This window comes from Streptomyces sp. UW30, from assembly GCF_008042075.1.
Classification (GTDB): domain Bacteria; phylum Actinomycetota; class Actinomycetes; order Streptomycetales; family Streptomycetaceae; genus Streptomyces.
The window spans coordinates 1,711,330-1,737,071 of record NZ_RDBN01000037.1 but is presented as its reverse complement, the minus strand read 5'-3'; the positions used below and the strand labels follow the sequence as shown (position 1 = coordinate 1,737,071).

22 protein-coding genes and 1 pseudogene are annotated in these 25,742 nt (G+C 71.1%); 7 read left to right on the top strand and 16 right to left on the bottom strand.

Going from position 1 to position 25,742, the window contains the following annotated elements; translation table 11 throughout:
- From EAO75_RS26675 to EAO75_RS26635, 9 genes and pseudogenes are all read right to left on the bottom strand, one after another.
- On the bottom strand, positions 1–1,362 hold a 1,362-nt coding region (locus tag EAO75_RS26675; RefSeq protein WP_147998090.1), incomplete at its 3' end, for a DUF4157 domain-containing protein.
- The gene (locus EAO75_RS26670) at positions 1,359–1,661 is read right to left on the bottom strand and encodes a hypothetical protein (protein WP_147997544.1); all 303 of its coding nucleotides are present in this window, start codon (positions 1,659–1,661) and stop codon (positions 1,359–1,361) included. The genes EAO75_RS26670 and EAO75_RS26675, both read right to left, overlap by 4 nt.
- Entirely contained in the window at positions 1,652–3,637 is a 1,986-nt protein-coding gene (locus EAO75_RS26665; RefSeq protein ID WP_147997543.1) for an ATP-binding protein, read from the bottom strand. Before EAO75_RS26665 ends, EAO75_RS26670 begins: the two co-directional genes overlap by 10 nt.
- Positions 3,638–3,670: 33 nt before the next feature.
- Positions 3,671–4,522: a DUF4255 domain-containing protein gene (locus tag EAO75_RS26660; protein ID WP_147997542.1), complete on the bottom strand. Its 852-nt coding sequence runs from the start codon at positions 4,520–4,522 to the stop codon at positions 3,671–3,673.
- A gap of 33 nt (positions 4,523–4,555) precedes the next feature.
- Positions 4,556–5,302, bottom strand: coding sequence for a hypothetical protein (locus EAO75_RS26655; protein ID WP_147997541.1), 747 nt, complete (start codon positions 5,300–5,302; stop codon positions 4,556–4,558).
- Entirely contained in the window at positions 5,295–6,032 is a 738-nt protein-coding gene (locus tag EAO75_RS26650; protein WP_147997540.1) for a hypothetical protein, read from the bottom strand. The genes EAO75_RS26655 and EAO75_RS26650 overlap by 8 nt, the downstream gene beginning before the upstream one ends.
- A gap of 27 nt (positions 6,033–6,059) precedes the next feature.
- Positions 6,060–6,584 carry a phage tail protein gene (locus EAO75_RS26645; RefSeq protein ID WP_004003113.1) on the bottom strand — a complete coding sequence of 175 codons (525 nt, stop codon included), beginning with the start codon at positions 6,582–6,584 and terminating at the stop codon, positions 6,060–6,062.
- 33 nt (positions 6,585–6,617) lie between these two features.
- Positions 6,618–8,483 (bottom strand): phage tail sheath subtilisin-like domain-containing protein, encoded by a 1,866-nt coding sequence (locus tag EAO75_RS26640; protein WP_147997539.1) that lies wholly within the window; start codon positions 8,481–8,483, stop codon positions 6,618–6,620.
- 515 nt (positions 8,484–8,998) lie between these two features.
- Positions 8,999–9,814: pseudogene (locus EAO75_RS26635) on the bottom strand (DUF6461 domain-containing protein).
- Between the two features lie 122 nt (positions 9,815–9,936).
- Here EAO75_RS26635 and EAO75_RS26630 point away from each other — a divergent pair.
- From EAO75_RS26630 to EAO75_RS26620, 3 genes are all read left to right on the top strand, one after another.
- Complete coding sequence (locus EAO75_RS26630; protein ID WP_147997538.1) at positions 9,937–10,995, top strand: NAD-dependent epimerase/dehydratase family protein; 1,059 nt, start codon at positions 9,937–9,939, stop codon at positions 10,993–10,995.
- A gap of 404 nt (positions 10,996–11,399) precedes the next feature.
- A complete protein-coding gene (locus EAO75_RS47625) occupies positions 11,400–12,815 on the top strand; it encodes a C40 family peptidase (protein ID WP_261989417.1) in 1,416 nt (471 codons plus the stop codon).
- Between the two features lie 308 nt (positions 12,816–13,123).
- The gene (locus EAO75_RS26620) at positions 13,124–14,128 is read left to right on the top strand and encodes a sugar ABC transporter substrate-binding protein (RefSeq protein WP_147997537.1); all 1,005 of its coding nucleotides are present in this window, start codon (positions 13,124–13,126) and stop codon (positions 14,126–14,128) included.
- Between the two features lie 69 nt (positions 14,129–14,197).
- Here EAO75_RS26620 and EAO75_RS26615 read toward each other — a convergent pair whose 3' ends face one another.
- Complete coding sequence (locus EAO75_RS26615; protein ID WP_147998088.1) at positions 14,198–15,202, bottom strand: LacI family DNA-binding transcriptional regulator; 1,005 nt, start codon at positions 15,200–15,202, stop codon at positions 14,198–14,200.
- A 214-nt stretch (positions 15,203–15,416) separates the two neighbouring features.
- Between EAO75_RS26615 and EAO75_RS26610 the strand changes: the two genes are divergently transcribed.
- From EAO75_RS26610 to EAO75_RS26595, 4 genes are read left to right on the top strand one after another with little or no spacing between them, the layout of a single operon-like run.
- Positions 15,417–16,379: a TIM barrel protein gene (locus EAO75_RS26610; protein WP_147997536.1), complete on the top strand. Its 963-nt coding sequence runs from the start codon at positions 15,417–15,419 to the stop codon at positions 16,377–16,379.
- A gap of 11 nt (positions 16,380–16,390) precedes the next feature.
- The gene (locus EAO75_RS26605; RefSeq protein WP_147997535.1) at positions 16,391–17,815 is read left to right on the top strand and encodes a sugar porter family MFS transporter; all 1,425 of its coding nucleotides are present in this window, start codon (positions 16,391–16,393) and stop codon (positions 17,813–17,815) included.
- A gap of 57 nt (positions 17,816–17,872) precedes the next feature.
- Positions 17,873–18,889: a Gfo/Idh/MocA family oxidoreductase gene (locus EAO75_RS26600; RefSeq protein WP_147997534.1), complete on the top strand. Its 1,017-nt coding sequence runs from the start codon at positions 17,873–17,875 to the stop codon at positions 18,887–18,889.
- A complete protein-coding gene (locus EAO75_RS26595) occupies positions 18,886–19,752 on the top strand; it encodes a sugar phosphate isomerase/epimerase family protein (protein ID WP_147997533.1) in 867 nt (288 codons plus the stop codon). Before EAO75_RS26600 ends, EAO75_RS26595 begins: the two co-directional genes overlap by 4 nt.
- 6 nt (positions 19,753–19,758) lie before the next feature.
- On the opposite strand, the gene EAO75_RS26590 is transcribed toward EAO75_RS26595, so the two are convergent.
- The 6 genes from EAO75_RS26590 to EAO75_RS26565 form a co-directional block, all read right to left on the bottom strand.
- Entirely contained in the window at positions 19,759–20,985 is a 1,227-nt protein-coding gene (locus tag EAO75_RS26590) for a cytochrome P450 (RefSeq protein WP_147997532.1), read from the bottom strand.
- Between the two features lie 96 nt (positions 20,986–21,081).
- Positions 21,082–22,032 carry an MvdC/MvdD family ATP grasp protein gene (locus tag EAO75_RS26585; protein WP_147997531.1) on the bottom strand — a complete coding sequence of 317 codons (951 nt, stop codon included), beginning with the start codon at positions 22,030–22,032 and terminating at the stop codon, positions 21,082–21,084.
- 14 nt (positions 22,033–22,046) lie between these two features.
- Positions 22,047–22,238 (bottom strand): putative ATP-grasp-modified RiPP, encoded by a 192-nt coding sequence (gene tgmA, locus EAO75_RS26580; protein WP_261989416.1) that lies wholly within the window; start codon positions 22,236–22,238, stop codon positions 22,047–22,049.
- Between the two features lie 131 nt (positions 22,239–22,369).
- On the bottom strand, positions 22,370–22,798 hold the full coding sequence (locus tag EAO75_RS26575) for a hypothetical protein (protein ID WP_147997530.1): 429 nt from the start codon (positions 22,796–22,798) through the stop codon (positions 22,370–22,372).
- Between the two features lie 96 nt (positions 22,799–22,894).
- A complete protein-coding gene (locus tag EAO75_RS26570) occupies positions 22,895–24,088 on the bottom strand; it encodes an esterase-like activity of phytase family protein (protein ID WP_261989415.1) in 1,194 nt (397 codons plus the stop codon).
- Between the two features lie 61 nt (positions 24,089–24,149).
- Positions 24,150–25,628, bottom strand: a complete 1,479-nt coding sequence (locus EAO75_RS26565) for an MFS transporter (protein ID WP_147998085.1) — start codon at positions 25,626–25,628, stop codon at positions 24,150–24,152.
- Between the last annotated feature and the right edge of the window lie 114 nt (positions 25,629–25,742).

Sequence of the window (25,742 nt, the reverse complement as noted above, 5' to 3'; positions counted from 1 at the left end):
ACCCGGAAGGACCAGTCCTCGGCCTCCTCGGCATCCGGGGGGAAGTCGGAGGGCGGGCAGCGCGGCGGGCGCCTGCTCCTGCTCGGTGGCCTCCTTGCCGGCCTTCTCCTTGCCCCCCGCCGCGTCCTGGGACTTCTTCTCGCCGCCCTGCTGACCGCCGCGCTGCCCGCCCTCCGACTTCCCCCCGGATGCCGAGGAGGCCGAGGACTGGTCCTTCCGGGTCGCGGGCGCGGCCGACGCCCCCTGCCCGCCCCCTGCCCGGGAGGCCCGGGACGCACCGGACGCACCGGACGCACCGGCAGATCCCGCACCGGACGCCGGCTCCGACCCCCGTGGCGCACCGCCACCCTGCGGAGTCGTCCCGTGTTCCGGCGTACCACCGTTGTGCGGGGTGCTACCGGCCGCACCCTCGTCGTCGATCTGCTCCTTCTCCGGCCCGGGCGCGAGCTTCGGGCGCTGTTCCTCCGCCTTGCGCTCGTCCGCGTCCCGCCGCTCGTTCTCGCGCTCGGTGCGCACCTCCTCCGCCACGTCCGGCTCGATCTGGGGAGCGTCGTGCGCGTGGCGTTCGAGGGCCTCGGCGTGGTCCTCGTATGCCTCGACCTCGTCGACCAGGTCGAGCACCCGGTCGTGCTCGGGCGCGAGCAGCCGGTTCTCCAGGCGGACGAGGACGCCGTCGAGCAACACCTCGGGAAGCCGGGCGAGTTGCTTGCGTGTGCGGTGGGACAGGTCCTCGGGGTCGCCGCGCAGGGAACGTACGACGGAGTTGGCGACCCGGTCGACGAGGGTCGCCGGGTCCATGGCCTCGGCGCGGCTCCGGTCGGCGTCAACAGTCGCGTACCGCAGCCACCCAGGTGTGGCCTGGTCCTGCTCGACGTCGGCCGTCTCGGGGCGGGCCTCCGGGTCCCGTACGAGATCCTGCGCCGCTCCCTCCGCCTCCCGCTCGATCGCCTGCTGCGGCAGACTGACCGCCCCCAGCTCCCGCCCCGCGCGCAGCGTGCCGAGGCCGTGTGGGTTCTGGACGGTGTGGAGGAGTTCGTGGGCGAGGAGGCGGCGGCCCTCGTCGGTGCCGGGCTTGAAGGCGCCCTCGGCGAAGAAGACGTCCTGGCCGACCGCGACCGCGTCGGCGCCGAGGAGGTCGGTCAGTTGGCCGGCGTCGCGGCCCGTGTGCAGGCGGACGCGGCTGAGGTCGTGGCCGAGCCGCTCCTCCAGCTCTCGTCGTACGCCCGGGTCCAGCGGCTGGCCCGCGCCGCTGACGATGTCCTTCGGCTCCGGCGTACGGGACTTGGCGGCCCGCTCCTTGCGCTTGCGGCGGCGCTGTTCGGCGGCCTGCTCGGCGCGGCCGTCCTGGGTCTGGGAACTCATCGCGTCACCTCCCCGTGGCCACTGAGGCCCTCGTGCACGGCGCGGGCCAGTTCCTGGCCGAGGCGGCGGGCGGACAGGCCCGCGGGCAGCGGGGGGAGGCCCGAGAGTGTGTCGGCGCTTATGGCTGCGTCGGTCGCCAGCGGCACGCCGTGTTCGCGGATCAGGCGGGTCAGCTCGTACTCGAAGGCGGCCGAGACACGGTCCGGGTCCACGCGGAAGCCGTGGAGGGCGAGTTCGCCGATCTCCACCCGGATCTCGCGCGGCCGGCGCTCGCCGCCGGTCTCGCCGTTCACACCCATCCCCGCACCTCCCCCGGAGTCAGGGAACGCTCCAGCTTCTGGTACTCGGTGCGGGCCGCCGCCAGCATGTGCCGCATCTGCAGGCGGTCGCCCTCCTCCGCCGCGAGGAACGCCCCGGACAGCGCGATGTTGCGGATCGAGCCGCCCGCGACGGTGAGTTGGGCGAGCAGGTCGGTGTCGATGTCCTTGACCGGGGCCCGCGAGGGCAGCACGCGCCGCCAGATCTCGGCGCGTTCGTGCTCGGCCGGGAAGGGGAAGTCGACGACGAAGCGGATGCGGCGCAGGAAGGCGGTGTCGAGGGCCTTCTTCATGTTGGTGGTGAGGATGGCGAGGCCGCGGTAGGCCTCCATCCGCATCAGCAGGTAGCTGACCTCCAGGTTGGCGTACCGGTCGTGGCTGTCCTTGACCTCGCTGCGCTTGCCGAACAGCGCGTCGGCCTCGTCGAACAGCAGCAGCGCGCCACCGCGTTCGGCGGCGTCGAAGACCCGGCGGAGGTTCTTCTCGGTCTCGCCGATGTATTTGCTCACGACCTGGGACAGATCGACGATGAAGAGGTCCAGGCCGAGTTCCTTCGCCATGACCTCCGCGGCCAGCGTCTTGCCGGTGCCCGAGCCGCCCGCGAACAGGGCCGTGACGCCGAGTCCGCGGCGCAGGGTGCCCGCGAATCCCCACTCCTGGTGGACGGTCGCGCGTTGGCGCACGTGGGCGACGATCTCGCGCAGGACGCCGGTCTGACGGTCGTGGAGGACCAGGTCGCCCCAGGCCGCCTCCGGTTCGATCCGGCGGCCCAGCTCGTCCATGCCGATCCGGGCCTCCTCCAGACCCGCCCGCCAGGCGAGTTCGGCGGCGTCGAGGTCCTCGTAGGGCAGCCGACGGCGTACGGTCGCGGCGGCGGACCGGATGACGTGCGGCGGCAGCTGGAACTGGGCGACCAGGGACCGCAGTTCGACGTCGTCCAGGTCGGCGATCGGATGCATCGCCTGGCCCCACAGCTCGACCTGCTCCTCCTCGTCGAGGCGCGGCACGGCCACGCGTGCGCCGTGCGGGCGGTCCGAGCGCAGCGGATCCTCGCTCGACACGACGACCGGTACGGCCGCTCCGGCCAGGAACGCCTCGGTCGCCGCCCGCTGGTCGCGGTCCAGTTCGCCGACCTCGACGAGCAGCGCGGCGGGCAGCAGGATCGCCTCGCGCTGCCAGAGCCGGGCGAGCCGGTCGCGTTCGGCAGGGTCGGTCGGGATGTCCTCGGCACCCATCGAGTACACCCCCAGCCCGGAGCGGGCGGCCGCCGCGGCGGCGATGTCGGCACGGCTGCGCAGGTCACCGCCGGTCACCTCGACGAGCAGCGGCGCGTCGGGGCTCGCCCCGGTCGTCCAGCCCTCGGCGACCCGGCTCGCGGCCAGGTCGTACGACGGCGGCAGCTGCTCGGGCACCGAGGTGCGGCGCAGGCGGCCGTGCAGCCGGGCGTCCAGATAGGGCGAGCCCAGCAGGAAGTGCAGGATCCGCTCGTCCAGGCGGAGGCGGGAGGTCGTCAGCCGGGACTCGTCGTCCAGCTCTGCGATCCGCCAGCGCCGCAGCGGCGCGACGGGCGTGAGCGCGCTCCAGTGCGGTTCGGCGAGGGCGGCCAGGGCGAGCGAGAACGTCGGGTACGCCCGCTGGGGGTCACCGCAGGCGGCGGCGCAGCGGGCCGCGGTCGTCGGGTCCAGCTCGTCGGCGGCGGCGAGGAGGATCAGGTCGCGTTCGAAGGTGGTGAGGCCGAAGCAGGCGACAAGGGCGTCGAGGGGGGCGGTGCCCGGGGCGGCCAGGGGTGCCGGGCTGGTCGAACCGGTGGACTCCGGCTCCGTTCCCTGTCCGGCGCCGGTGGCGTGGGCGTCGATCAGGGACAGGACGCGCCGGATCTCCTCGATCAGCGTCGCGCCGACGTCGTGTCCGCCCGCAGTGCTCGAAGAACCCGCCGTGCCCGGCTCGTTCGTCCCCATGCCCTCACCTGCCCCCGTCGTTCCCATGCCGTCTCAGCCCTCCGTGCCCTTCCGTGGCTCCGGCGGTGCCGACTTGCTTCCCCGGGCGGTCCTGCGGGCCCGTGCCGGAGCCTTGGCGACGGTCTTGGCCGGGGCCTTCGCGGTCTTCTTGGCAGCACCACTCGCCGCCCCGGGGTCTTCAGCCGCCGGCTTCTCAACAGCGCCCGCCGTCTCAACAGCCGCCGATTTCCCGTCAGTTGACGGCACCTCAGCCCCCGGAGGGACCGGCGCACCCGGCGCACCGAACGGCAGCACCCGTACCTCGGGCCGCTCCACCGGCTTGCCCGGCACCGGCTTCACGCGGCCGTCGATGAAGATCAGGGTGGCCTGGTAGACCACGGACAGCGCGTACGGCGTCTGGTGGAGCATCCCCCACAGCTTCGACGTCTCGTCGATGTCCATCACCGTCGGCGTGAACCGCACCCGCTGCGTCGCCTCCGCGAGGTCGCTGTCCGCCAGGTGCGGGAGCGCGCCGGTCTCCTCGATGACGTCCTGCGGCAGAACCGGTATCTCGTGCAGGGTCCGCACCACGGAGCCGATCAGCCGCTGCCCGACCAGGGTCGTCTCGTCGCCGTACGCGCTGATGAGGAAGTGCAGGTCCAGCGCGGCGGCCGGCCGCTTCACCAGCGTGCCGTCGGACGCCCGGGTCGGCAGGTCGTTGTTACGCATCGAGGTGTTGGGCGTGACCTGGTAGAGGAACACGTTGATGGTGGGGTGGTCCGGCGGCTCCGTCGGCGGCTTGTGCGGCTCCACCTTCACGGCCTCGTCGAACTCCGGGCCCACGTTGGACGCGAGCAGCAGGGCGAGGGCCTGGGTGACATGGGCGATGGCGAGTGCGTTGCTCATGGCGTCGGTTCCTCGGTTCCTCGGTCTGTCATGTCACTCCCGCCCTCGCGCCAGGTACTCGGCGAGGCTCAAGGTCGTTCCCGGCCGCCCCTTCGACGGCGTCCGCTGCCGTGACCCGCCGGGCGGCGCCCCTCCCGCCGTCACCTCCAGCCGCCCGATCTGCACCTGCACCACCTGCTCGGGCGCCCGCGCGGGGCGCCGGGCAGCGGCCTGCCGTATGGCGTCGCGTGCCGCCGCCGTGTCCGCGGCGCTGGGCCGCAGCGGGTTCGACACGACGGCGGGGGTGGCGGCGTCCGTACCCGGGGGGATGGGTACGGACGCCGCGCTCTGGGGGGCGCCGCGTTCCGGGCGCCCTCGTCCCGTCGCCCGCTGCACGGCGTCCGGTGCCGGCCGCGGGCCGGGCGTGACCGGTGCGACGGGGCGCAGCAGCGGTGTCTCGGGCAGGGCCCGGGTTGCGGGCCGCGGCGCCGGGTCGGCCGGGGTGTGCTCGGTGCGTACGACCGTCCGCTCCCGTTCCACGAACGGCCGGAGCGCGGGCGTCGCCTGGCGCGGCGCCTCCCTGGGCCGTGCGGCGGACGGCGCGGTGGCGGGCCACAGCAGGTCGGAGCCGTCGTCCGGTTCCGGTGCGGTGCTCCGTACCGCCTCGACCCGCTCGAACGGGCCGGGCAGCCGGGGACGTACCCGCGTCACGCCCGGGCGCGGACCGGCAGCGGCCGGGGTGTGCCGGGCGATCAGCCGGTCGAGGAAGTCGGGCACCGGCGCCCCGTCGGCGTCAGACATCCGCACACAGCTCCAGGTAGTAGCGGCGCCGCAGCGGGCTGAGCGCCAGGATCTCCGGCTCGCTCCAGCCGTACGACGTGGCGAGCAGATGGACGTCGAGCAGCAGGTCCCGGGCCCAGGCGTCCAGTTCGGTCCACAGGTAGGAGGCGATGTCCAGCTCGGCCCGGGTGGCCTCGCCGCAGTCGGGGCAGGCGACGTTGAGCGTCACGTCGGCCCCCGGGTCGGCCGCCTCGACGGCCTCGGCGATCCGGCGCTGGACCGGGACGGGCAGATCACCGGCGGCCACGGCCACGCCGTCACGCGCTGCCGAGACCAGGCACCGGGCGAGCAGGGCGGCCCGAGGGTCCGCCGCCCGGGCCGCCGCCGTCAGGTCGGCGACCCCGGGCAGCCGGAACTCCACGTCCCAGCCGTCCTGTTCGACCCGCAGCAGCGGCTCGCGCGAGATACCGGGCCCGCCCAGCGACCGGGCGAACTCCCCGGCGTCCAGGTCGAACTCCATGTCCTCCCCGCACGCCGTGCAGGCCAGCCGCACCTGCATCCGCTCCCCGAACAGGGCGCGGCGCAGCGCGAACAGGTCGGCCTCGCGCTCCCCCACCGGCAGCACCGGCAGGGTCGCTGTGTCGACGTCCGGGCGCGCCGTGCGGTGCAGCAGCAGGGCGCGCCCCGTCGGCGCCTCGGCGAGGCCCGCCTCCCAGGTGGCCAGCAGTTCGGCCGCCCCGGTGATCCCCATCTCGTCCCCCCTTTAACTACCCGCTGCTCAAGCCGGGTTGAGGAACGACGGCTCCTCCGGCTCGGGCACCTCGTAGTCCCGCTCCCAGCCCTCGCACTCGAGCTTCAGCGACTGGATGGCCACCGCGTTGGCGTTGGCGTCCAGCTCGCCGAGGACCTGGTACTCGCTCGGCCAGGTCCGGTACAGCTTGTGCGAGACGGCGACCTGGCCGGCCTCGTTGAGGACCTGGATGACGATGTCCTTGCGGAAGTCGGCGAGGGACACCTCGGAGCCGAGGCCCGCGCCGACCTGCCAGACCTTGTTGGCCCAGCGGTCGAACTCGGGGTCGTGGGTGACCCCGCGCTCCAGGGTGATGCCCTCGAACTCGGAGCGGCCCGGCGACTTGCGGGGCGACGACGGGTCGCCTCCGTGCCGGTGCTTGACGACTTCCGTCGTCCGCTTCAGTGGACTGATCTTGCTGATGCCTGCGACCGTACGACCGTCCCACAGGACCAGGAACTTGAAGTTCTTGTAGGGGTCGAAGCGATGCGCGTTGACCGTGAACTCAGCCATCGGATTCCTTCAGTTCTCCACGATTCCCAGCGCCTAGAGCGCGAACTGCCCGGACGTCTGCTGGATTTTGACGATCACGAACTCCGCCGGCCGGACCGGTGCGATGCCGACGAGGACGTTGACGATGCCGTTCTCGATGTCCTCGGCGGTCGTCGTGTCGCTGTCGCACTTGACGAAGTACGCCTCGCGCGGGGTGCCGCCCTTGAAGGCGCCCTGACGGAAGAGGGTGTGCAGGTACGAGGAGGCGGCGAGCCGGATCTGCTGCCACAGGTTCTCGTCGTTGGGCTCGAACACCACCCACTGCAGGCCCCGCTGGAGGCTCTCCTCGACGTGCAGCGCGAGCCGGCGCACCGGCACGTACTTCCACTCGCTGTCGAGCGCGTCGGAGCCCTCCAGCGTGCGCGCGCCCCACACCACCGGGCCGGTGACCGGGAAGGTGCGCAGGCAGTTGACGCCGAGCGGGTTGAGCAGGCCGGTCTCGCGGTCCGTCAGGTTGACGGTGAGCGAGTGCACGCCCGCGAGCCGCGCCTCGGTGCCGGCGGGGGCCTTCCACACGCCGCGCTCGGAGTCGGTGCGCGCGATGACGCCGGCGACGGCGCCGGACGGCGGGAAGGAGCGCAGCCGGCCCGTGAGCGGGTCGGTGAGCTGCAGGTGCGGGAAGTACAGGCCCGCGTGGTTGCCGCGTACCGCGTCGAAGGCGGCGAGCCCGGCGCGTGCGGTGTCGACGCTGACCCAGGTGCTCGGCGAGTCGACCAGCAGGAAGACCCGCCGCTCGGCGCACAGCCGCTGGGCGGCCGAGATGACCGTGAGCGCGTCCTCGGTCTTCTCGTACGCGGCGAGCTCGGGCAGCGCCAGCAGGTTGACGTCGGCGACGCCGCGCAGCGCCTGGATGCCGCTCTTGTCGCCCTCGGAGCCGATGAGGTCGCGCGGTCCGGGCGCCTCGCCGTCCTCGCCGCCCTCCAGCGGGAAGACCGGCGGGTTGACGGAGGCCTCGAGGCCCAGGTCGTTGGCGCACTCGCCGAGGAAGCGGACGACGTCCTCGGGGTCGGTGGAGCCGGCGACGACCTGGATACGGCGGCCGAAGGCGGTGACCTCGGTGCCGGCAAAGGCGTGCTTGCCGGGCGCGTCGGGCAGGGCGCGCAGCTTGCGCTCCAGGAGCAGCGCCAACTCGGCGACACTGCACGGAGCTTCACCGTCGCAGTCGGGGTCGTAGAGCTTGAACTCGCGCTCCACCTCGCCGATCTTGACGGTCAGGTCGACTTCCAGGTTCGGCAGTTCGTCGCCGAACGGCTTGGAGACGGTGCCCGACGGGTCGGGGCGGCCCTCGCCGACGACCTCGACGCGGATCAGCTTCGAACCCGCGTTGATCACGGTCTGCGCGTAGCGGCCGCCCGCGGGGTCCATGGACAGGCCGGTGAAGCTCTCGCGGGCGTCGCCCTTGGCGTCGTAGACCCGGAGGTTGAAGGTTTCGTCGGGGCACGGCGTGTCGTGGTCGACGGCGACGCGCAGGCCGTTGCCCCAGACGCCGGGTTCCTTGGCGTGCACCTCGAGGACCGGGCCCTCGCTGTGGCCCTCGGTGGACTTGAGGGTGACGCAGGCGGCCTTGCCGCTGCCGGCCTTGGCGACGCGGACGATCACCGCGACGGTGCCGCCGTTGCCGAAGAACTGGTGGACCGCGTAGCCGACGGCGCTCTGTGCGCTCAGGCCGCCGAAGCGGCGCTCGAACTCCGCGAAGCTGGTGACGCGTACCGGCTCGTTGAGCGGACCGCGTCGGGTGTGGCCCACGAAGGCGGTCACGGACGTGGTCAGGGTCGAGATCGTACGGGTACTGCTGGGAAGCTCTTCGACGTAGACGCCGGGATACGTCGGCTTGGCGGCGCTCAGCGCGCTCATCGGCATTCCCCCTCCTTATCCCTGTCTCGGGCACCGGGACGAAGGCACCAAGAGACGGCACAGGGAGAAGTGCCGGACGCGTGCACGAACAGCCCCCGCCAGTGGATGGCGGCGGCCGTGCGCACCGCATCAGTTCCCCCGTCAGTACCCCGGACTTGTCGGCCGTCCGAGCCAAGCGACGCGCTTGTGACTCCTGATGCTCAAGTGCTCGATCCACCTTGCTGTGTTCGAAGTTGACCGAGCAAGGCGCCTTCAGGCCACCCCCGAAGGGGATTTGGTGAAGGCACCCTCCCGGCATCCGCACATCTCGCCTGCGCGCCTCGGCCAGGTGGTTCACGGATTCTGCACACCGGGTGTCACGGCACGGTGCCGGGCCGGCCCGGAGCCACCGCGGACCCCCTGACCCGGGTCGTTCGGCTGGTCGCACGTACGTGCGATCTACGCGAGTCGTACACAATCCTCCGTGGCTGGTTTTCCGGGGGTGACGCGATCCCGTTCCCTCCACACCTGCGGCGAGAGGGTCAGCGAGTGGGTGACTCGGGCCCGGGGATGGCGATCGGCGCCTCGGCCTCAGCGCGGGCGCGCACCATGGCGTTCTCGACCTCCTCGCGGGTGACTTCCTTGTAGAAGCGTTCCCCGTGGGCGTCGGTGATGTCGATGACGACGCCGGTCCACTCCTCGGCGGGCTCCTCCGGCACGTGCCCCAGCTGGTACTCGGCTTCCCGGAGCAGCTCCTGCGTGACCCGAACACCGGTCAGCCTCTCGGCAAGAGCGAGGACCGCCGCCTTGGTGTCGACGCCCGCACCGGTGTCGTCCTCTTCCTCCTCCTCTTCCTCGGACAGGTCGAAGCCGACCTCACGCATCACAGGGACCAGGTCGTCCGGGGTGCTGCCGTCCCTGGCGGTGAGCTACTCGAAGGTGGTCCGGAGCTCCCCGCCCTCGTACCAGTGGAACAGGTCGATGGGCATGCCTCCGTTGGTGGAGTGCGCCACGGCACGCCCGTGCGCCGACAAGGCCTCCAGGAAGCGGGGCCGCATCCCGACGCCACCGTCGAAGTGCAGGACGAGCGTCCAGTCGCCGCCGGCGCCCGGCACGGTGAACGCACCCGAGATGAAGGACTCGTCCCAGTAGTCCGACGCGTCGCGCAGTTCCTGCTGCCGCCCGATCAGCGCGTCCACCCCCGTGCACACGCCCAGCGGCTCTGCCCCCATCACCCGCACGACGTCCCCCGGGGCGACGCCCTGCACCAGGGTCAGGGTGTACCCGCTCTCCAGCGCGTGCCGGAACAACGGGGAGGAACGTATCCAGGCGTAGTCATGTGCCGTCACCGAAGTCATGCCGCACAGTCTGACGGCCACCGCCGACAAGGGCCTGTGAGGCGGGCTCGGTACCGCACCCGCGAACCGGCCGCCGTGCGCCATAAGGTGACCCCCGACCGCACGACGTGAGGGGTGAGGGCGTGGGTTCTGACGGTTCGGCAGCCGTGTTGGTGACCGGCGGGAGTGGGTTCGTCGGGAGTCATCTGGTGCGGCGGCTCCTGGAGCGCGGCCACCGGGTCCACGCCACCGTGCGCAGCACGGCCGCCACCGCCAAGGTGCGGCCGCTGCGGGAGATGCAGGAGGCGCATCCCGGCCGACTGTCCCTGTTCGAGGCCGACCTGCTGTCCGAGGGTGCCTTCGACGAGGCGATGACCGGCTGCCGGACGGTGTTCCATGTGGCGTCACCGTTCCGTATGCCGGAGAAGATCAAGGACGGCCGCCGGGAGATGGTCGACCCGGCGCTGCTCGGCACACGCAATGTGCTGGCGGCCGTCGAACGGACACCCACCGTGGACAGGGTGGTCCTCACCTCCACCGTGGGCACGATCTTCGGTGACTACGCGGACGTCCTGAAGATGGACGACGCGGTGCTCTCGGAGCGGTACTTCAACACCACCAGCACGGTGGAGCACAACCCGTACCACTACGCCAAGACGGTCGCGGAGCGCGCCGCCCGGGAAGCGGAGGCCGCCCAGGGCCGCTGGCGCCTGGTGTCGGTCAACCCCGGCCTCGTCCTGGGCCCGTCCCTGACACCCGCCTCCGAGTCCGGCAGCCTGTTCCTGCTTCAGGAGCTGTTCAAGGGCTACTTCTTCTACGGCGCCCCGGACTTCAGCTTCGCCACGGCGGACGTGCGCGACGTGGCCGACGCGCACATCGCGGCGGCCGAGAACCCGGACGCGAGGGGCCGTTACATCGTCGCCGCCGAGACCATGACGTCGTTCCACGAGATGTCCAGCATCCTGCGGACCCGGTATCCCCGTGACCTCCGCCTCCCGCGCACCGCGCTCCCGCACTGGCCGGTACGGATCCTGGGCCCGGCCTTCGGCCTGACGCAGGATTACATCCGCAAACACCTCGGCATCCGGTTCCGGGTGGACAACAGCCGGAGCGTGAGCGAACTGGGCATCACCTACCGCCCGATCGAGCAGACGGTCCTGGATCACTACGAAGCGTGGCGGCGCAGGCGCACCGCGAAGTGAACCCGGCCGCCGCTCCCCCGTAAGCGTCGAAGGTCACAGAAACGTATCGGACATTTAACGCCTCAACCTTCACGGGAGGCGCACAAGTTGGCTAGGTTACGGATCAGGCCGCACGACGAACTCCGGCGAACCCCGCCGGGACGCGCGGCCTCCGCCGAGTCCGGTGCACCGCACTGGTTCATCGGAGCCGGGGACCCAACCGAACTTGGGGTGAATCGGCCAACTGCCCTGCGGGGCAGGGCCGTAGGGCACACCTTCCGGATTCCACCGCCCGAACCCTCCCCCAGGGCCTGAACGGCCTGGGGGTACCCCCACCGCTCACTCGGTAGGCGGAGTACGGAAGGAGTACGTCGCCCATGGCGCCGGAAGGCACCGCGCGGCCGGGGGCTCTCAGCCTGCCCGGCATGCGCAACTCCGCATTCGCGTCGGCGGCTCTCACCTCGGTGGCGCTGCTCGGCCAGACGGCGGGCGCCGCCCCCTCGTCCGCTGACGAGGCACCCAGCCGCGAGGAAGTCAGCCGCCGGGTCACCTCCCTCTACGACCGGGCCGAGACCGACTCGGGAACCTTCAACGCCACCCGCGCCTCGTCGACGGGACCACGGGGGCGCGACGCCCGGCCGGAGGGCGCCGGACCTGCATCTGCCGTCGGGGCCCGGGCGAGCGACATCGGGCGGGACGACCCCGCGCTCGACAGCGTCACCCAGCAGTGGTTCGACCTGGCGCGTGCAAAGCGCGGTCCGACCGTGCCGGCCGTGCTGCCGCGCGACAGAACGCCGGACCGTCCCGCAGCGCGCAGGCCCGCGCGTGCGACGCAGGACCTCGCCCCGGCGCGGGAGCTGTCCGGTCGCGCACCGCTGGAGCTGACCGCCGCGCCGGCCGCCGAGTTGACGTCCGCTCCGGCCGCCGGGAGGGCTGCTGTTGCCGAGCTGACCGCAGGCCCCGTCGCCGCGCTGCCGCCCGCGCCCGCGGCCCCGCAGGGGGATGTCCAGGCCACCCAGGTCCTCCCGGCCGTGCCCGCCCTGCCCGCCTCGACCGCTCCCGGTTTCCCGGCCGCCCCGGCCGTCGCACCGGCGGCCGATCCGCAGCAGCGGTCGGGCCTGCGGACGACCAAGGAGCAGAGCCGACGCAAGCTCGACCGGGCCCGCGAGCTGCTGTCCGTGTACGCCATGCGGCAGAGCGCTCCGCCGACGGCCGTCGCCGCCCTGCCCGCAGCCGACACCTGGAGTGCCACGCCGGCCCAGCCACAGGCACTGCCCTCGGCCGACGACCAGTGGCAGGCCCTGCAAGCGCAGTCGGCCGCCGACCTCACCACGGTCCCGCCCGGCGCGGCGGCCTGGCCGACCTCCCCAACGGCCCTGGAAACGGACACCTTCGCCATCCCCGCCACGGACCCGATCGTCGGCACCACCACCGCCGCGCCCCCGGCGACCGCCATCAGTACCGCCCTCACGGCGACGGGGTCGCAGGACACGCGCGCCCTGCGGGCCCTGGAGTTCGCCCGTGCACAGTTGGGCAAGCCCTGTGTCTGGGGCACGACCGGGCCGGAGGCGTTCGACGGTCCCGGCCTCACCCAGGCCGCCTGGAAGGCCGCCGGCATCACCCTCCCGCGCACGGCCCCGGAGCAGGCGACGGCGGGGCAGGGCATCGCTCTCACCTATGTCGACCCCGGTGACCTGGTCCTCTTCCACGCCGGGCACGTCGGGATCTACTCCGGGAACGGCATGATGATCCACGCCCCGGGACCCGGGGCACTCATCCGCGAGGAATCCATCCACTACGCCGGAGAAGCGGCGATCCACAGCGTGATACGGCCCGCCTGAGCCGAACGCCGGCCACCGGCGGTCACCACCGCGTCACCACCACCCCGTCTCGTCCGAGGCGGGGTGGTCCTGTGTCGTCGCCCGCGACGGTGCGCCGTGCCCACCGCGGCGACTGACGCACCACCGCCCCACCTCGGCTTTGTCGATACGTCCTGACATACCCATTGKCATCACCTGTGGACCGCCGCATAGTTCCTGCCACTAGAGCGCGCTAGTGGAGCGCTCCAGCCGTTATCCAGCGGGCGGTACCCGTGAACCTCCCCCCACCTGAGAACCCGCCCCGATCAGCACAGCGAGGTGCATGGGACATGCGCAGACACCATCGAGCCGCCGGCCTGACGGCCGCCACTTTGGCCGCCACCCTGTTCGCCGCCGGATGCTCCAGTGGCTCCGGCGGGAAGAAGTCCGAGGAGGGCGTCACGGACGCCTCGGCGGGCAAGGCCACGACTCCCCGGATGACCGTGGCCATGATCACGCACGCGGCGCCCGGTGACACTTTCTGGGACCTGATCCGCAAGGGCGCCGAGGCCGCCGCCGCCAAGGACAACGTCAAGCTCGTCTACTCCAGCGACCCGAGCGCCGGCAACCAGGCCAACCTGGTGCAGAACGCCATCGACCAGAAGGTCGACGGCATCGCCCTCACCGCGGCCAAGCCGAGCGCGATGAAGGCCGTCATCGGCAAGGCCACGGCGGCCGGCATCCCGGTCGTCGGCTTCAACGCCGGCCTGGACAACTGGAAGGACCTCGGCATGCTCGAGTACTTCGGGCAGGACGAGAACATCGCCGGTGCGGCGTTCGGCGAGCGACTGGGCGAAACCGGCGCCAAGCACGCCGTCTGCGTCATCCAGGAGCAGGGCCACGTCGCCCTGGAAGCCCGGTGCGCCGGTCTGAAGAAGGGGTTCAAGGGCAAGACGGACATCCTCTACGTCAACGGCACGGACATGCCGTCCGTGAAGTCGACGATCACCGCCAAGCTCCAACAGGACTCCTCCATCGACCAGGTGGTCACGCTCGGCGCCCCGTTCGCGCTGACCGCCGTGCAGTCGGTGTCCGACGCGGGCAGCACGGCCAAGGTCGCGACGTTCGACCTCAACAAGGAGCTGGTGACGGCAGTCCAGGACGGCAAGGTCGAGTTCGCCGTCGACCAGCAGCCCTACCTCCAGGGCTACCTGGCGGTCGACTCGCTGTGGCTGTACCGGACCAACGGCAATTTCAGCGGCGGCGGCACCGCTCCGGTGCTGACCGGGCCCGCCTTCATCACCAAGGAAAACGTCGACGCGGTCGCCGAGTTCGCCGCGAAGGGCACGCGCTAGGCGCGTACAGGGGACAGGCGAGGCCGGCCGTGACCGCGACGGGGCGCGGCCGGCCTCGCCGCTGCTTTGTCAGTGGGCCGGCTCCTGCGGGGCCGGCCCGCTCGTGCCCCGGACGACGAGCTTGGGGTCCAACACGGCCTCGCGCGGCTGGAGTTCCGGGTCCTCCAGCCGCTCCACTGCGAAGCGCACGGCGTGCTCGGCCATGAGGACGGCGTCCTGGCGGACGGTGGTCAGGCCGATCGGCATCAGATGGGACAGATGGCTGTCGTCGTAGCCGACAACGGACATGTCGCGCGGGACCTCGACACCGGCCCTCGTCAGGGTCATCAGCAGGCCCATGGCACACCGGTCGTTGCCCGCGAGGACCGCCGTGGGCAGGGGCACCCCCTGGCCGCGCTCCGCCAGCAGCAGGCGGCCCGTCTCGATGCCCGACTCCTCGGTGTGGGTGCCGGGAATCACCCGCTGCTCGTCCGTCAGTCCGTGCCGGCGCATCGCGGCCCGGTAGGCGCGCCGCCGCTCGGCCGATCCGGGACCGCGGCCGCCGTCGATGTGCACGATTCGGCGGTGGCCCAGCTCCACGAGATGGTCCATGGCCTGGCGCACACCCTTGCCTTCGGCGCTGTGCACGAAGTCCACGTGGGCGCCGGGCGCGCGACGGGCGACCGACACGGTCGCCGCACGGCGTCCGAGCGCGTCGAGGTAGCCCGGCTCGGCGTCGGGGGCGAGCAGGATCAGCCCCTCGCAGCGGTGGCTGAGCAGCGCCTCGATCGCCTTGGACTCGCCGCGGCCGGGGGTGGTCCCGGAGAGCAGGACGTCGTAGCCGAGCCGCTCGGCCTCCGGGTAGATGCCCGCGATCAGGTCGGTGTGGAAGGTCTGGTGGACGATGAACATCACGCCGAGCGTGCGGCTGCGGCCACGGGCGAGCAGCCGGGCCGCGTTGTCCGGGCGGTAGCCGATCTCGTCGGCGACGCGCAGGACCCGTTCGCGGGTCTCGCGACCGGCGCCCGGCAGATCCCGGAAGACGATCGAGACGAGCGCCCGGGAGACGCCGGCCTTCTCGGCGACGTCCGCCATCGTGGGCCGCTGACGGCCTGACGCATCCACCTGTGAACCCACCCTTCGACGCCGTTCACCTTAACGAGGCCGCGAAATCTTCCGGCAACAAGCTATTGACATGACATTTGGACCAGGGTCATCGTACTCGGACTAGAGCGCGCTAGTAGAGCGCGACAGAAACATGTTCGCGGATACGTCCACTGACGTCCGTCCCCTCCCCGAAGGACTTGTCATGGCAACAGCGCCAACCTCGCTCCGCACCATCGCGGGAAACCTGTGCCTGGGCTCGGCCCCCGACTCGTGGGGCGTCTGGTTCCCGGAGGACGACCAGCAGGTCCCGTACGCCCGCTTCCTCGACGAGCTCGCCGCGGCGGGGTACGAGTGGCTGGAGCTCGGGCCGTACGGCTACCTCCCCACCGACCCGCGGCAGCTCGAGGAGGAGCTCGACGCACGCGGCCTCAAGGTCTGCGGCGGCACCGCCTTCGGCGCGCTGCACCGGCCCGAGGCCTGGGACGAGATGCTCGCCCACGTCCGGCGGGTCGCCGAGCTGACCGCCGCGGCCGGCGCCCACCACCTGGTCTTCATCCCGCCGATGTACCGGGACGAGAAGAGCGGCGCGTTCACCGAGTCCCCGGAACTGACCGCCGAGCAGTGGGCGGGCTTCGGCAAGGCCGCCGACCGGCTCGGCAGGCTGCTGCTCGACGAGTACGACGTGCGCCTGGTGATCCACCCGCACGCGGACAGCCACATCCAGACCCAGCCGGAGATCGAGCGGCTGCTGAACGAGTCCGACTCCCGCTGGACCAACCTGTGCCTGGACACCGGTCACGTCGCCTACGGCGGCGGCGACAACGTCGACCTGATCCGGCGCTACGGCGAGCGCGTCGGGTACGTGCACATCAAGCAGATGGACCCGGAGATCCTCCGCCAGGTCGCGGCGCAGGACCTGTCGTTCGGCGAGGCCGTCAAGCGCGGTGTGTGCGTGTCGCCGCCCGCCGGTGTGCCGCGGCCCGCCGACGTGGTGGCCGAACTGGCCCGGCTGGACGCCGAGTTGTTCGTGATCGTCGAGCAGGACCTGTACCCGTGCGCGCCCGAGGTGCCGCTGCCCATCGCCGTGAGCACGCGTGAGCACCTGGCGGGCTGCGGCCTGACCGGGACGCGACGTCCGGCCCTCAAGACGCTCGACGACCGGTGAGGAGAGGGCCCATGGACGTCAGGGACGACAGGACGAAGACCCCGCCCTCGGTCGCGGACGACGCCCCGCCGGAGGTGTCGCGCCGACTGCGGCTCATCACCGTCATCGCCACCTTCGGCGGACTGCTCTTCGGCTACGACACCGGCGTCATCAACGGCGCCCTGCCGTACATGACCGACGACCTCGGTCTGACCGCGGTCACCGAGGGCATGGTCACCAGTTCGCTGCTGCTGGGCGCGGCCCTCGGTGCCGTCGTGGGCGGGCGGTTGTCGGACGCGCGCGGGCGGCGCCGCACGATCCTCACCCTCGCGGTGCTGTTCTTCATCGGCGCACTCGGCTGCACGCTGGCGCCGACGACCGCCGTCATGGTCGTCGCCCGGTTCGTGCTCGGCCTCGCGGTGGGCGGCGCCTCGGTGACCGTGCCCGTGTACCTCGCCGAGGTCTCCCCCGCGGAGCGGCGCGGGGCGCTGGTCACCCGTAACGAACTGATGATCGTCAGCGGCCAGTTGCTGGCGTTCACCTCCAACGCGATCATCGCGCAGGTGGGCGGCGAGTCCGGCGGGGTGTGGCGCTGGATGCTGGTCATCGCCACGATCCCGGCCGTCGCGCTGTGGTTCGGCATGCTGGTCATGCCGGAGAGCCCGCGCTGGCTCGCCTCCCGGACCCGCTTCGGCGAGGCCCTGGAGGTGCTCAAGCAGGTGCGCTCCCAGCAGCGCGCCGAGGCCGAGCTCGCCGAGGTGTCCGCGCTCGCCGTCAAGGAGGACCAGGAGCGGCTCGGCGGCTGGCAGGACATGAAGGCCACCCCGTGGATCCGCAAGCTGATGCTCATCGGCTTCGGCATCGCGATCGTGCAGCAGATCACCGGCGTGAACACGATCATGTACTACGGCACCCAGATCCTCACCGACGCCGGCTTCGCCTCCGACAGCGCGCTGACCGCCAACATCGCCAACGGTGTGATCTCGGTGCTGGCCACCTTCGTCGGCATCTGGCTGCTCGGCCGGGTGAACCGGCGCCCCATGCTGATGGTCGGTCAGGTCGGCACCACCGTCGCCCTGTTGCTGATCGGCGTCTTCTCGCTGGTGCTGCCGGCCGGTGACGGCCGTGCCTACGCCGTGCTCGCCATGACCGTCACCTTCCTCGCCTTCCAGCAGGGCGCGATCTCGCCGGTGACCTGGCTGATGCTGTCGGAGATCTTCCCGATGCGGATGCGCGGCTTCGGTATGGGAGTCGCGGCGGTGGTGCTGTGGCTGACCAACTTCGTGATCGGACTGGTCTTCCCGTCGCTGGTCTCCGGCATCGGGATCTCCCACACCTTCTTCCTGTTCGTGGTGGCGGGCATCTTCTCGCTCACCTTCGTGAAGCTCTACGTCCCCGAGACGAAGGGCCGCTCGCTCGAAACCCTCGAAGCCGAACTCCGGGCGCGCTTCTCCTGAACACCTCCTGTTTCCCGGATCCGTCGCGGCCGGGGATCGCAGAAAGGACCATCACTCATGACTGTGCGCGTAGGCGTCATCGGCGCCGGCTGGATCGGCAAGGAGCACATCCGGCGGCTGACCGACACTGTCACCGGCGCCCGCGTCACCGCGGTCACCGACATCGACGCCGCCCGTGCCGATCAGGCGGCGGCGCCGGTCGGCGCCCTGGTGTTCGCCGATGGGGCCGAGTTGATCGCGGCGGACGACGTCGACGCCGTCCTCGTGACGTCCTGGGGCCCGACCCACGCCGAGCACGTGCTGAACGCCATCGCCGCCGGGAAGCCGGTGTTCTGCGAGAAGCCGCTGGCCACCACCGCGCAGGACTGCCTGCGGATCGTCGAGGCGGAGACCGCGCACGGCCGCCGTCTGGTCCAGGTCGGCTTCATGCGCCGCTATGACGCCGGCTACCGGCAGCTGAAGCAGGTCATCGACTCCGGCCGGATCGGCGAGCCGCTGATCGTGCACTGTGCCCACCGCAATCCGACCGTTCCGGAGTCGTACACCTCCGCGATGGCCGCCCTGGACACGGCGGTGCACGAGGTCGACGTGCTGCGCTGGCTGCTGGACGACGAGATCGTCTCGACTCAGGTGATCACCCCGCGCGCCACGAGCAAGCGGCTCGCGCACCTGAAGGACCCGCAGATCATGCTCTTCGAGACCGCCAAGGGCGTCCGGATCGACCTGGAGGTCTTCGTCAACTGCCAGTACGGCTACGACATCCAGTGCGAGGCCGTCGGTGAGGAGGGCCTCGTCCGGCTGCCCGACCCGGCCGCGGTCGGGGTGCGCACCGCCGCTCAGCACAGCACCGAGGTGCTGACGGACTGGGTGGGCCGCTTCCGGGATGCCTTCGACACCGAGTTCCGCGAGTGGATCGCCGGCATCGCCGCCGACGACGCGCCCACCGGGCCCTCGGCGTGGGACGGCTATGCCGCCACCGTCATCACCGCGGCGACGGTCGAGGCCCTGGAGTCGGGCCGCGTCGTCGCCACCGACCTCAAGCCCCGCCCCGCCTTCTACGGAGGTGCCGCGTGAAGATCGCCCTCGACCCTTACATGTTCCGTGCGCTGCCCATCGACGCGATGGTGCGCACGGTCGCCGAACTCGGCTACGAGTACATCGAGTTGTCGCCCCGTGACGACTTCATGCCGTTCTTCCTGCACCCGCGGGCCGACGACGAGCGGATCGCCGAGCTGAGGAACTCCCTGCGCACGCACGGCGTCCGGCTGTCCTCCGTGCTGCCGCTGTACAAGTGGTCCTCGCCGGACGAGACGGAGCGGCAGGCGGCCGTCCGCTACTGGAAGCGGATGATCGAGATCACCTCCGACCTCGGCTGTCCGCTGATGAACAGCGAGTTCAACGGCCGCCCGGAGCGCGCCGCCGAGAGCGAGGCCGCCTTCTGGCGCTCGCTGGAGGAACTGCTCCCGGTGTTCGAGCGCGAGGGCATCGCGCTGAACCTGGAGGCCCATCCGGACGACTTCTGCGAGGAGAACACCCCCGCGGTCGACCTGGTCCGCGCGATCAACAAGCCGTGGGTGAACTACCTCTACTGTGCCCCGCACTCCTTCCACCTCTCGGGCACCGACCCGAAGGCGGACATCGCGGCGATGATGCGCCACGCCGGTGACAAGCTCCGGCACGTACACATCGCGGACTCCTTCAACCACAAGGGCTCGTCCGGCCTGCGCTACATCCTCAACCCGCCCGGCACCCCGGCCCGTATCCACCAGCACCTGGACATCGGGCAGGGCGAGGTCGACTGGGATGCCTTCTTCGGCACCCTGCGCGAACTGAACTTCGACGGCGTCGCCACGGCCTGTGTCTTCGCCTGGGAGGAGCGGGCGAAGGAGTCCTCGGCGTTCATGCTGGACCGCATCCGCAAGGAGCTTGCGCGATAAGGGAGTTCAGGCGGCCTTGAGCGAGAGCGGCAGCGCGCCGAGGCCGCTGAGGAAGTTGGAGTAGACGGGCTTCGCAGGGCCCGTCTGCTCCATCTCCGCGACGAGGTCGCGCAGCCCGGCGAGTACGGCCGCGATCTCCGCGCGGGCCAAGTAGGCGCCGAGGCAGAAGTGGGGGCCGTAGGCGAAGGTGACGTGCTTGTTGGGGGTTCGGTCCAGCCGCAGTTCGGCCGGGGCCTCGAAGACTCGCTCGTCGCGGTTGGCGGAGGCGTTCCAGACCGTCACGATCTCCCCCTCCTTGACCGGCCGGCCACCGACCTCGGTGTCGGTCGTCGCGGTGCGCCCCGAGTGCAGGGCGGGGGTGGTCCAGCGCAGGATCTCCTCGACGGCCGTGTCGATGGCGGCGTCACCGCGCTTCAGGGCCTGCCACTGGTCGGGGTGCTCCAGCAGGGCGAGTGCGGCACCGGCCATGGACAGGCGGGCCGTCTCGTCGCCGCCGAGGATCAGGCTGTAGCAGTTGAGCATGATCTCGTCGTCGTCCAAGGGCAGCCCGTTCACCTCGCTGCCCGCCAGCAGCGCGATGACGTCCGAGTGGCCGCTGCCGCGCCGGTCGCGGGCGAGGCCCGCGAAGTAGAGCAGGATCTCGTTCCTGGCGATCCACGCGTCGGCCGCCGTGCTGTCGGCGTCGTGCGAGCCCAGCGCCGAGGACGTCAGGCTCAGCACATAGGCCCGGTCACGGTCGGGCACACCCAGCAGGTCACAGATGGCGCCCAGAGGTATCCCGGCCGCCACGTCGGCGGCGAAGTCACACGTGCCCCTCTCCAACGCGTCGCCCAGCAGCCGTGTCACCGTGCGCCGCACGCTCTCCACGATCGGCTCCAGCGCCCGCGGCGAGAACGCCGACATCAGCACGCGGCGCAGCCCCGCGTGCTTCTCCCCGTCGGTGATGGCGAGCATGCGCCCGGTCGCGGTGTCGCCGCCGGCGAGCAGGGTCTCCAGGACGTTGCCGCCCTCGGAGGTGAAGCGGGCGCTGTCGCGGTAGACGGAGGTGACGTCGGCGTGCCGGGTCACCACCCAGAAGCCCGGGGCCGTGCCGGTCGCCGGATTCCAGTGGACCGGCGCAAGCTCCCTCAAGTGGCGCCACACGGCCGACAGGTCGCTCTCGGCGTGCATCCGGGGATCGGCCAGGTTCAGCGTGTCGAGCTCTTCCGGCGCGATCGTCCGCCGCGTGGTCATCGCGTGTCCTCCCGTTCTGCGCTGTCCGCCCGGTCGCCGCGCCCATGGCCCGGAACGGGCTCGCGGGCGCGGGCCGACCGGTACTCATCAACGTAGTCAAGGCAGGGACTGTCCCTCACGGCGTCGTGTCTGCGCCAGCCACAGGGCGACCTCCTCCGCGATCGGCTGTCCGGTCTCCAGCTCGACGAAGCCGAACTGGCCGCCCTGGTTGCACTCCAGGAACCACCAGATGCCGTCCATGTCCTCGGCGAAATCGAAGGCGGCGTACGCCAGTCCGGCCAGAGTGACGTACTCGTGCACCGACTTGCCGATGCGTTCGGGGACCGGGACCGGCTGCCAGCCGTGCCCGGTTTCGCCGAACCGCCCGTCGACCTGGCCGGGTTCGGCCGTCTTGCGGGCGGCGAACATCCGGGGGCCGACGGAGGTCAGCCGGATGTCGGCGCGCTTCGGTACGTACCGCTGGAGCAGCGCGGGCCCGGCCGCGACGGCGGTGAAGTCCGCGTCGGGGCCGATCAGGGTGGTGGGCAGCGCCAGCGCGGGGTCTCCGGGCGGCGGCCCCGASGCGGACTTCACCACGACGTCCCGGTACGCCTCGGTGAACTCCCGGGCCAGCCGGGGTGCCGTGGTGAAGACCGTCGGCGGCACGGCGAAGCCACTGAGGTGGGCGACCCTCAGCTGCCAGGGCTTCAGCCGGGCCTGGTCGGCGTTGCGCGGGTGGTTCATCCACCGTGCGGCGGCGGAGTGGAGCATCCCGTACAGCGCCTGCCGGGTCTCGGCGGTCAGCCACGGCGAGGGGTCGGCCGCGTGTGCGGCCGGCTCGCCGGGTCTGCGCACCCAGATGGAGCGCAGGCCGCTCATGCTGAGCACATGTCCGTTGACCGACAGATGGCCGTCGAAGTCGCCGTGGGCGTAGTCGGCGGACAGCACCGCCTTGCCCGGCAGGTCGGCGGGGTCCAGCCGCATCACGGGCGTCCCCGTGGAATGCAGCCTGGCCACCACCATGTCCGCGGTCACGTCCTCTTCGGACGTCAGGATCAGAACCGTCATGCGCGGCGGGTTCGTCAGTCGTCGAAGTGGGTCGCGGACCCGGCGGTGGACGTCGTCGTGCCGGCCGCGAGCAGCAGGTCCGGGTCACTGACGGCGGGGCGGCCGTCGGGCAGCATGTTCAGCTGCCGGGCCGGGTCGAAGTGATACGGCGTCAGCGCCGACGAAATCCCTTTGGGGTGGGCGTACTTGAGGGTGAACGGTTGCACTTTAAACCTCCTATGAAGCGTGTGCGAATTACCGTCACTTACGCGCGGCTTGCGTAAGGAATTCATCACTTTCCGCCACATCGGCGTGAACGTCGTCACACCCTTCACAGGGAACCCATAGGCCTGAAAGGTCATCCCATCGACGTGCCCGATCGCAGTTCCCGCAACAACCGCGGTGCCGCTTCGGCGAGTTGATCCAGCTGACGGTCGATCAGCGCAATGAACTCGTCGAGCGAGTGGGCGAAGGACTCCGGGATCTCCAGCAGGTAGCGGAAGCCGTTGTCGGCCTCCGGATCGTCGACGCCGATGTCCGACTCGACGGAGAACGCCTCCGGAGACATCCCGATCACCAGGCTGCACAACATCTCACGGCCGTCCTTGAGATCGAGAGTCACAGCCAGGACCTGGGACCCCGCAATGGCGCCGTACCTGGCGAACTCGCGCCAGCCGATGTCCGGTTGGTGTTCCAGGTACAGGCTGTACGCCAGTTTCCTGAGCCGCTCCGCGGCACTCCACTGGGCGATGGGCAGGCGCTGGGCATCGCGGTCGGCTGTGTCCACGGGCCGATCATAGGACCGGCCGCTGCGGCGCGCCCCGGTCGAGCGCCCCGCGGCCGGACCGGTCGCCCCCTCGACCGGCCGGCCGCGTCACAGCCGTCAGCGGAACGCGCGCTTGTCCGCGTGCAGCGGGGCCGAGAGCCGGATGGTGATGAACTCGTTGTCGTCGGCCTTGCCGGCCGTACGGCCCGAGGAGAAGGGGAAGTTGTTGTCGTTCAGGACCGCGAGGGTGCGGTCGTCGACGAGGTTCACGTCCTCGATCGTCTGGAACGGGAAGCGGAACGTCTCCCCGAAGCCGCCGAGCCCCTTGGGGTTGGCGATGTCCAGCAGGTCGGCGACCAGGGTCTTGTCCATCAGGCCGTCGCCGTCGCGGTCCCGGGTGTCGGCGAGGTAGACGCGCTTGAACTTGGCCGTGTCGCCCTGTCCGCCGTCGCGCTCGATGACCAGGAACCGGTGCCGGTCGACGGCGATGGCGTCGCCGATGGCGTTCGCGGTCGACTCCAGGCGGTAGACGAACCGCGTCCCGGTGTACGTGCCCTTGCGCACATCGAACTCGCTGAACCGCAGATCACCGGGGGTGTCGCCGTTCACCGTGCCTTCGAGGAGCGGGTAGAGGTGACGGCCGTCCACGGAACGGACCAGGCCCTCGAAGCCCTTGCTGCTCGCTATGGTCGGCTGGGCGCCGTTCAGGTACGGGTTCTCCGGGGCCTGCACGCCGTCGAGCGCGATCGGGGCCTGCAGCAGGCGGCCCTTGGCGGAGAAGTGCAGCAGCCAGGGGCCGAACTCGTCGCCGATCCAGTACGTTCCGTCGGGCATCCGCTGGATCGACTCGACGTCGAAGTCGGCGCCGGTGAGCACCCGGTCGGCCCGCGTCAGCGCGAACGGCACGTGGTGGTAGGGGTCGCTCAGGTTGAACCCACCGAGCACCGCGACCTTACCGGTGCGCGTGTCCGGCTCGATGCGGTGGACGCGGAGCAGGAAGTCGGCGCTGTTGGCCTTGTTGCCGTAGCCGTTGTCCGACAGCACGTCGAAGGTGCCGTCACGCCGGTTCACGACACCGCTGAAGCCCTGCACCGGCTGGTGCGCGAAGGGCGCCGCGATCCCGTTGAAGGGGCCCGCACCGATGGCGGCGCCGGACGGCTCGCTGCCCGGCACGAACGTCTCGGCCGGCAGCGACGCGAAGCCCGTCAGCGTGGCCCGGCCGAAGGTGTGTCCGCCCGGATGGGCCACCGCGGGGGACGCGAGGCCGGCGGTCAGCACCGCGGCACTGACCATGATCGAAATTCTTCTCATGGCGCGCACAGTAAGAGCACCGAGTGACGGATGCGCCAACGACAGACGTCCAGCCCGAATCTCAGGGCGTCGGCATCCCACCGCCCTGGAGCCGCTCCAGGTCCGAGGGGCGGACCTGGATGACGAGCAGGGCGATCACCGCGGCGATGCCCGTGAAGATCGCGGCCACGATGAAGGCGGAGGAGACTCCCGAGGTGAGGATCTCGTCGGCGTACTGCGACGGAAGCTGACCGGTGCGTTCGAAGCGCAGCCGTTCCACCGGGGTCGCCTGGGACAGGAAGGCGGGGATCTGTTTGTCGGCCTCGTTGTTGCTGGCCGTACCGAACGTGGTGACCAGGATGGACAGCCCGAGGGAACCGCCCACCTGCTGGGTGGCGTTGAGCAGCCCCGAGGCGGCGCCGGTCTCGCGGTTGGTCACGTTGGACAGCGCCATCAGGGTCAGGGACACGAACTCCATGCCCATGCCCAGACTGAAGACGAGCATCGGGCCCAGGATGCTGCCCAGATAGGTGGAGTGGACATCGGTGAGGGTCAGCCAGGACAGGCCCGCGGCGGCCAGGATCGCGCCCGTCACCATGAACGGTTTGGGCCCGTACTTGGGCAGGAGCTGCGAGGCGATCCCCGCGCCCACCGCGATGACCGCGCTCACCGGCAGGAAGGCCAGGCCGGCCTGGAGCGGGCTGAAGTTGAGCACGTCCTGCACGAAGAGCGTGAGGAAGAAGAACATGCCGAAGATCGCGGCGGCCAGGCTGAGCATCATGCCGTACGTGCCCGCCCGGTTGCGGTCCGCGAACATGTGCAGCGGTGTGATCGGCTGCTTGGAACGCTGCTCGACCAGGACGAACAACAGCAGGAAGACGACGGCCGCGCCGAACGCGGCCAGCGTGAACGGGTCCCGCCAGCCGTCCTGCGCGGCCCGGATGAACCCGTACACCAGCAGCACCATGCCGATGGTGGAGGTCAGCGCGCCGGCGATGTCGAAGTGCCCGGGGTGGCGCTCGGACTCCCGGATCCAGCGCGGGGTGGCGAGCACGATCAGCAGCCCGATGGGCACGTTGACGAACAGCACCCAGCGCCAGTTGAGCCACTCGACCAGCATGCCGCCCGCCAGCAGCCCGATCGCGCCGCCGCCCGCCGAGACCGCGGCGAAGACACCGAACGCCCGGTTGCGTTCGGGCCCTTCGCGGAAGGTCGTGCTGATCAGCGCGAGGGAGGTCGGCGACGCGATGGCGCCACCGACGCCTTGCAGGGCGCGGGCGGCGAGGAGTTGCCAGGAGTTCTGGGACAGTCCGCCGAGCAACGAGGCGAGGACGAAGAGCAGGACACCGAAGATGAACACCCGCCGTCTGCCGAGGATGTCGCCCATCCTGCCGCCGAGCAGCAGCAGTCCGCCGAAGGTGAGCGTGTAGGCGTTGACCACCCAGGACAGGCTCGTCGTGGAGAAGTCGAGCGAGCTCTGGATGTCCGGCAGGGCGATGTTCACGATGGTGATGTCGAGCACCACCATCAGCTGGCAGGACGCGATGACGAACAGCGCCATACCGCTGCCGCGGCCGTTGCCCTGCTCCGTCTTCTGCGGGGTGGCCTGCGCTTCGGGTGTCTGCTCAGGATTGCTCATGGCATCGCGCCGTGGCGGAGGTCAGATGGCTGGTTC